Origin of the sequence: Bifidobacterium pullorum subsp. gallinarum (assembly GCF_000741215.1) — a bacterium.
GTDB classification, from domain to species: Bacteria; Actinomycetota; Actinomycetes; order Actinomycetales; family Bifidobacteriaceae; genus Bifidobacterium; species Bifidobacterium pullorum_B.
Genome location: NZ_JGYX01000002.1, coordinates 523,407 through 529,845, shown reverse-complemented (window position 1 = coordinate 529,845; position 6,439 = coordinate 523,407). Strand labels below are relative to the sequence as shown.

The 6,439-nt window shown below is 37.5% G+C and carries 7 protein-coding genes; all 7 read right to left on the bottom strand.

From position 1 onward, the window contains the following. A partial coding sequence (locus BIGA_RS04390; protein WP_193345852.1) for a transposase occupies positions 1-394 on the bottom strand: 394 nt, incomplete at its 3' end. A 79-nt stretch (positions 395-473) separates the two neighbouring features. After that, on the bottom strand, positions 474-704 hold the full coding sequence (locus BIGA_RS04385; RefSeq protein ID WP_237744049.1) for a hypothetical protein: 231 nt from the start codon (positions 702-704) through the stop codon (positions 474-476). 52 nt (positions 705-756) lie between these two features. After that, positions 757-1,554: an O-antigen ligase family protein gene (locus BIGA_RS09500; protein WP_156098658.1), complete on the bottom strand. Its 798-nt coding sequence runs from the start codon at positions 1,552-1,554 to the stop codon at positions 757-759. 454 nt (positions 1,555-2,008) lie between these two features. Further along, on the bottom strand, positions 2,009-2,806 hold the full coding sequence (locus BIGA_RS08980) for an SDR family NAD(P)-dependent oxidoreductase (RefSeq protein WP_202805503.1): 798 nt from the start codon (positions 2,804-2,806) through the stop codon (positions 2,009-2,011). 42 nt (positions 2,807-2,848) lie between these two features. Further along, positions 2,849-3,841, bottom strand: a complete 993-nt coding sequence (locus tag BIGA_RS08975) for a glycosyltransferase family 2 protein (RefSeq protein ID WP_033507883.1) — start codon at positions 3,839-3,841, stop codon at positions 2,849-2,851. Next, positions 3,838-4,995: a polysaccharide pyruvyl transferase family protein gene (locus BIGA_RS09245; RefSeq protein ID WP_081929438.1), complete on the bottom strand. Its 1,158-nt coding sequence runs from the start codon at positions 4,993-4,995 to the stop codon at positions 3,838-3,840. Before BIGA_RS09245 ends, BIGA_RS08975 begins: the two co-directional genes overlap by 4 nt. 10 nt (positions 4,996-5,005) lie before the next feature. Then, positions 5,006-6,433 (bottom strand): lipopolysaccharide biosynthesis protein, encoded by a 1,428-nt coding sequence (locus BIGA_RS09240; protein WP_033507882.1) that lies wholly within the window; start codon positions 6,431-6,433, stop codon positions 5,006-5,008. Positions 6,434-6,439 lie beyond the last annotated feature (6 nt).

The following is a 6,439-nucleotide window of genomic DNA, read 5'->3' as shown; positions in this document are numbered from 1 at the left end:
ACGTCTGGGAGGGCATGCGTTCTCCCCACAAAAGCCTGCTGATGTCGTCGACCTGACGCGTACTCACTCCCGCCAGGTACATGTCGATCAGCGCCTCCTCGACGCTCTCCTCCCTCCTGCGATATCGTTCGATGACCGCCGACTCGAACAGCGCGCCCTTGAGCTTCGGGACCTTCAGGGTCATGGTCCCGGCCTTCACGGTCAGGTTCCGCTCGTAGTGGCCGGCCCGGTACGCCCTGCGCTCCCCGGACCGCTCGTACCTGGCCGCGCCCGTGATCTCGTCGGCCTCCGCGTCCAGCATCGCGTTCAACAGCTGTTCGACCTTCTCCGACACCAACCGGTCCAGCTTCGTCTCGAGCATGTTCTCGTCGACCTGTAGAATCTGATTCGGCATGGTTCCGTCGCCTTCCTAAATAGGTTGATTTGGTTTGGCGACTGAAATCGTACCCGGACGACGGACCATGTCTCTCAACTCAAGCCTCAACCAAAATGCGCAACAAACCGGGCGTTATCACTGCCCTTCGCCTGGTCTCCAGTGGGATGATGGGTTTGGCCATATGGCCAGCATACCGGGAATCCATCGCCAGCCAACGCTCCAGACACTGCCTGGTCGGATAACCCAGATGCTCCACCACCTGGGCCGTCGTCATCGGCGTGGTGAAATACAACTCCACCGCACGCTCTCGTTCCTCAAGACTGAACATACGAAAATCTTTCCGTTCGGTCTCCAAGAAAACGTCCGCAGCCCCCTACCCCTTACGAAAGGGAACAAGTCGAAATCATCTTTTCGTTGGTTGATGTTCTTCTCAATAGCACTGACCAAAAAAGTACAGTAATGTTAAAGCCGACCGACATAAGCACATTTTCTGAAATACCCCAAAAAGATGTCACTATAATCAAAGAAACAAAGAGGTAATTTCCATGCTTACTTAGAGCATTCACAGTTAACAATGTGAGCACAATATAAACAAAAAGTCCAACTATACCGTACGCATATAAAAAACGAATATAACCATTATCAACGGTAGAGTATTTATAAATTCTATCAAGGATATCAAAACTGTTAACCCCACCAAATAAAGTCATATCATAGTACTTAAATGTTCTGCTAATTAATTTAAATCTTCCACTAAATAATTTATCAATTAAATCAGCTAGAATTCGCAAATTGTGGTTACTGGATAACATCAATTGTGGTACACCAATGGAAATAAAAACACAGAGCGGAGGGCAAACATATCCAAGGAAAGCTACAAGCCTCTTTATGTTTTTATTAAGGAAACGTGATTTAACTAAAGTCACAAGCAACAAAATGGATACAACGCATAGTATCGCAGTTCTCGACTGCGTAATTGCATAACAAACTATCAATCCAAAAGTAATACATATATAATCTTTTTTGTTAAAACTCTTTCCAACAAAAGCTATATACGTAAATAGAAGGTACACAAAACCATATGCAAGACGATTAGGATGAGAGAATCCAAGACCATACCCTATTGTAGAATAATTCCCTTTGATGACAACGGTTTTATATAGATTCAATACACCCATCAACGACAGCAATATTATAGAAATAAAGATAATACTTCTAATATAAAAAAAAAGATTTAAAAACAGACTTCCAATCCCATGTCGAAATAACAATTGGGGTAATTACCATCAATAAAAATCCAGTAAAATGCGTTTTAAAGACGACAACAACACCTATAATAATTAATACTGTAAAAATAGCAAGTTCTCTAAGATTATAATTTCGCGTAAATATAAAATAAAGGAAAAGTGCCATATAAGGAATGAGAAGTATTCTTTCGTTCACTGTTCCTAATTCATAATTAGTGTATTGTAATCCATATTGAACCGATAATATAAGAATAAATACAAATATGACTATATTCTTTAAATCTAAATGCAAAAAAAACTTTTTCATAGTATTTTACGCGTCTTCAAGAAAACGATTAATGTAATACAACCAACATTTTGGACGAGACTTCTAATATGGTAAAGACTAGCGTATATCTATAGTTCCACGACCTGCAGAAACATGTAATACTTCACCAGTAATCATATCACTAGCGTCACTGACAAGCATCTTTGCCCAAACCGCAATTTCATCCGGCGTCGCGTATCTTCCCTTTCTATTGTCATCAGTAAACAAATTACCTTTCTCATTAGCTCCAATAAGAGCAGTAGCTGTCGTCCCTGGAGCGATTGCATTTACCGTTATTCCACGCGAAATCAGTATTTCGGCTAAACCCTTTGTAAAACCATTGAGGCCCCACTTAGAAATACCATAAGGAGACCACGCCGGTTCGGACCCTCTAGAAGAAGACACAAGAAGAATCCGTCCATGAATTTCATTCTGGCACATATACCTAGCAACAGCTTGGCAGAGGAAAAAAGTTCCAGTCAAATTTATATTCATAACACGATTATATTCGTCTGGTGTCATCGTCCAGAAATTTGCTTTTTCAGTATGTACACCGGCAGAATTAATCAATATATCAATAGATCCAAATAAAGTAGAAGCCTTTTCCACAAAGGTCGTTACATCAGCAGTGTCTGCAATATCGAACCTCATAGTCTTGACTCTGTCAGAATTTTGAATCTTTTCTGTAAGATTAGCTAACTTATTAGAATTTGTTCCGCATATAATAACGTTGCAACCGCTCTCTATAAGAGATTTCGCAATTGCAAAACCAATTCCTCCTGTTCCTCCAGTAATTAGCGCTGTTTTCCCGGAAAGAAGTTGCGTTTCAAAAATCGGATGAGTAATAGCGATGACCTTGTGACGCTTCTTAAGCATAGACTGCATTCTTGTTTTAATTCCAAACATTTTTCCTCCATTTCATTCCATATGGTCTTTTGAACGTGCCTGTAACTGATTTTTAAGATCTATCTTCGCCTTAGTCCTTGGGAAAATGCCAGTGAAAAGCATCTTTGCTTTATTACGTGGACCAAAATCCGATTCCAATAGCACTCTTGGCAAGCGACAACGAATATTTTTCAAGCAATCATTATACAGAGTTTTATTTTCCTCAATAGAATTAGTAGCAATAATCAAAAAAAGTAAATAGTTGTAATTCTTCCAAATATGCCAATTTACAGCATGAACTGTCTTTTTAGTACGAACACGTAGATTTTCACCAATATTTTTTATATTATATAAAGCATTAATACCAATTTGCACATTATAATGAGTTAAACCACTATTAGTATTATTTAGTCTATAATTATAGATTTTACGATGTCCAAGTGCAATTCGATTGGCATATTGGGCTGCCATAACAGAAAAATATAGCCCTTCGCCAGACCATGGTGTACAAAAAGTTATATTATTGTCTTTAATGAGTTTAGTGCTATAGAGCTTATTCCACGGACCAATAGGAATAATCGGGTAGAGGATATCAGCAGTAGCTTCTTCAGCGGTAATCACTTTAATCCGATCATGTTTAACTTGCTCACGATCTCGAGTTGTGAAGATAGCATCTGTCATAGCCATCTGAGCACCCGTCTTGTCAATCATGTTTATAAGGTACTCAACATATTCAGGTTCCAACCAGTCATCGCCATCAATAATTGAAATGTAATCACCTGTTACCGCTTTAAGTCCCTCGTTCCTAGCCTCACAAGCGCCACCGTTAACCTTGTGAATTACTCGAATTCTTTTATCACAGGACGCCCAATAATCACAAATTTCTCCACTTTTATCCGGCGAGCCATCGTCCACTAAAATAATCTCAATATTGTCATATGTCTGATTAATTAAAGATTTGATAAGCTTATCAAGAAATTTTTCCGATTTATAAATAGCAACAATAATAGATACCAGAGGCTTCATTGTATTTGTTCCTTTCTGAATTTTTCTGCCTTTTCAATAGATTCAATTAAGTATTGCTTGGATTCATCTAACAAATCTGAGAAAGATTTAGAAGGCCGCATTACAGGCCGTGCAAAATCATGAATAAACTTCGAATCATACTTCTGCAACCCATTTTGAGTATTAGTAATATCAAGCAGATTATAGATTCGTGTATTCTGAGCGACTGGATTCTTCGAAGAAAAACGTTCAAAAACAGCAAAAGGCTTTTTAAAAATTATACTAAAAACACATGCATGGAATGAATCAGTAATCACACAATCTGCATTTCGTATTAAATCGATAAACTCTTCCACACCGGCAGATGCTTCTAAAGAAATATTCCTTTGCCAATAAGCAAATCCTGTCTGTGGAATTACGCGTAAAGGTAAATCACGCTTTTTCGAATAACGTCGAGCAGCCTTCCAATGGTTTTGATTATCCGATAAGAAATAGCATAAAATGTATCGTTTATCCGTATCACTGGAACAAGTTGCCCCTGATATTCGCTCCCAATCTTCAGAAGTGAGCAACAAAGTCGGATCGGCCACAAGTTGAGGTTGGCGTCCCGTGAGAGCATGAACGATTTGACATCCTCTCTTTTCTCTCACGGATAGAGATTGAAAACGATTTAACTTATTCCTCATGTCAGAGGATAATTCCACCGGAAAATCAGCAACCCCAAGGCTAGGTGCATACGAGATACGTGGTATATTTATCTTGTCAAAGTCAGCATAATAATATGGATGCATCCAATTTGGATTCCAAATTTGATCACTTCCAAAAATTAGAGCATCATACTGATTGCAAACCTCAATATAGTCTTTATCAGAATAAATGGGACGAGATAAACAACAATGTTCAACAATAAATGAATTAAACTTTTTTGATCTTTCTTCAAAAGAAGAAGCATATTTTTTAAAAGCGATTTTCTTTAGATCATAGCTGATACGTCCATAAATTCTTTTAAGAAAAGGAGGATTCTGATGCTTCACTTTATTCGTTGAATCGTTGACAACAAAATCAATAAGCTCAGCATCATAACCTTGCTGTCTTAAATAATACTGTAAAGCAACTGCTTGAAGTTTAGTTCCGTAATTTTCATAATTAAACCAAGTAATTATACCCAACTTCATTTTACGCCCTTTATATTCTTTTAGCTACAAACAGATTGATAATTTCTGTGAATAATTGAGAGACTTCTCTAAAGTATAAAACAAATATAGCTATAAACAAGCCGAATTCGATAATGTAGAGCCCCCAATCGTCTCGTGGAAAAGAAAGCAATAAGCAACATTGTACCATAAGTAAAGCATACGAAACATAATCTCTAAATACATGAAAAACAATTCTTACATGACGTCGAACAATTCGCATTCGCATTGCCCAGACAACCCAATAACTTACCATATTTGCAATTGCTGCTCCAATAGAGCCAAAGATAAAAACAAGACCAAAATCAAGGATAATATTAGTTATTGCCCCTATAAGGGTAGTTGTAGCAATTGATCTTGAATCCTTAACGGCAGCAAAAATACCACCTAAATAGCCAGAAATCGCACCGAACAAAATAGAGATAAGCAAAAAAGGAACACATCTCCACGCTGTATAAAACCCTTTGGCATATAAGAAGGAAGCCATAAGTCTAGCCGTCATAATCAGGAAAGAGCAAATTATGGTCATTGCAAAGTTATAATAGTTATATACTTTTGTAAAAAAACCTTTTCTATCTTCAGGATCAAAGTCTTTTGTCGCAGAAATCGTCCATGCTTGCATGAAAATTGTTTGAAAAATACTGAGAATAGATGGAATCTTATATGAGACAGAAAAAATCCCGTTCTCGGATAAACCCCGTAACCAAGTAATGATATATCTCGCAGATGAATTGTTAACCCACCAAGCAAGAGTATTTGTCATCAGAGGAAGACTATATGTCTTCATTTCATGCCGTAAATCCGATGTACTTCGGAGTGAATATTTAAAACCTTTCCATGCCTCAGCAGCAATGAATAAATATGCAGTCTGAGCAGCAATTCCAACAATATTGGCAATAAAATAACCATTAATACCGAAAGGAAAAAACACTAGAAGAAGTATGTTCAATATAATAATAAAAATAGTGCTAATAATTCCTGAAATGGACAGTGCAGCTATCTTTTCTATACCTCTAGCGTAAGAATTCATAATTCCATTCAAGGCAGTAACCATATACAAGAGAATGAAATATATCGAATAATCGTGCAAAATAGGGAGGAAGTTTATCAAATAATTCAAAAAAACAATAATAGTAAGAGGTATAAAACCAATCAAGAAAAATTGGAATCCTACAGATAAGATAGCATTCGGATTGCTACCCTTATCAAGAGGAAAACGCATCACAGCATCAGCTATGTTCACTGTAAGCAGGGGTACAAGTACAGCAATTGTCGTATTCAGAAGATCATAAAGACCGTATTCACTCGTTGACAATATGTTTGTATATAAAGGAACTAGAAAAAAACTTAGCAGTTTTGTTCCAAAACTGCTAATAGTTAATAGCCCTATATTCTTAATTAAATACCTAATGCCATGCATAAAATC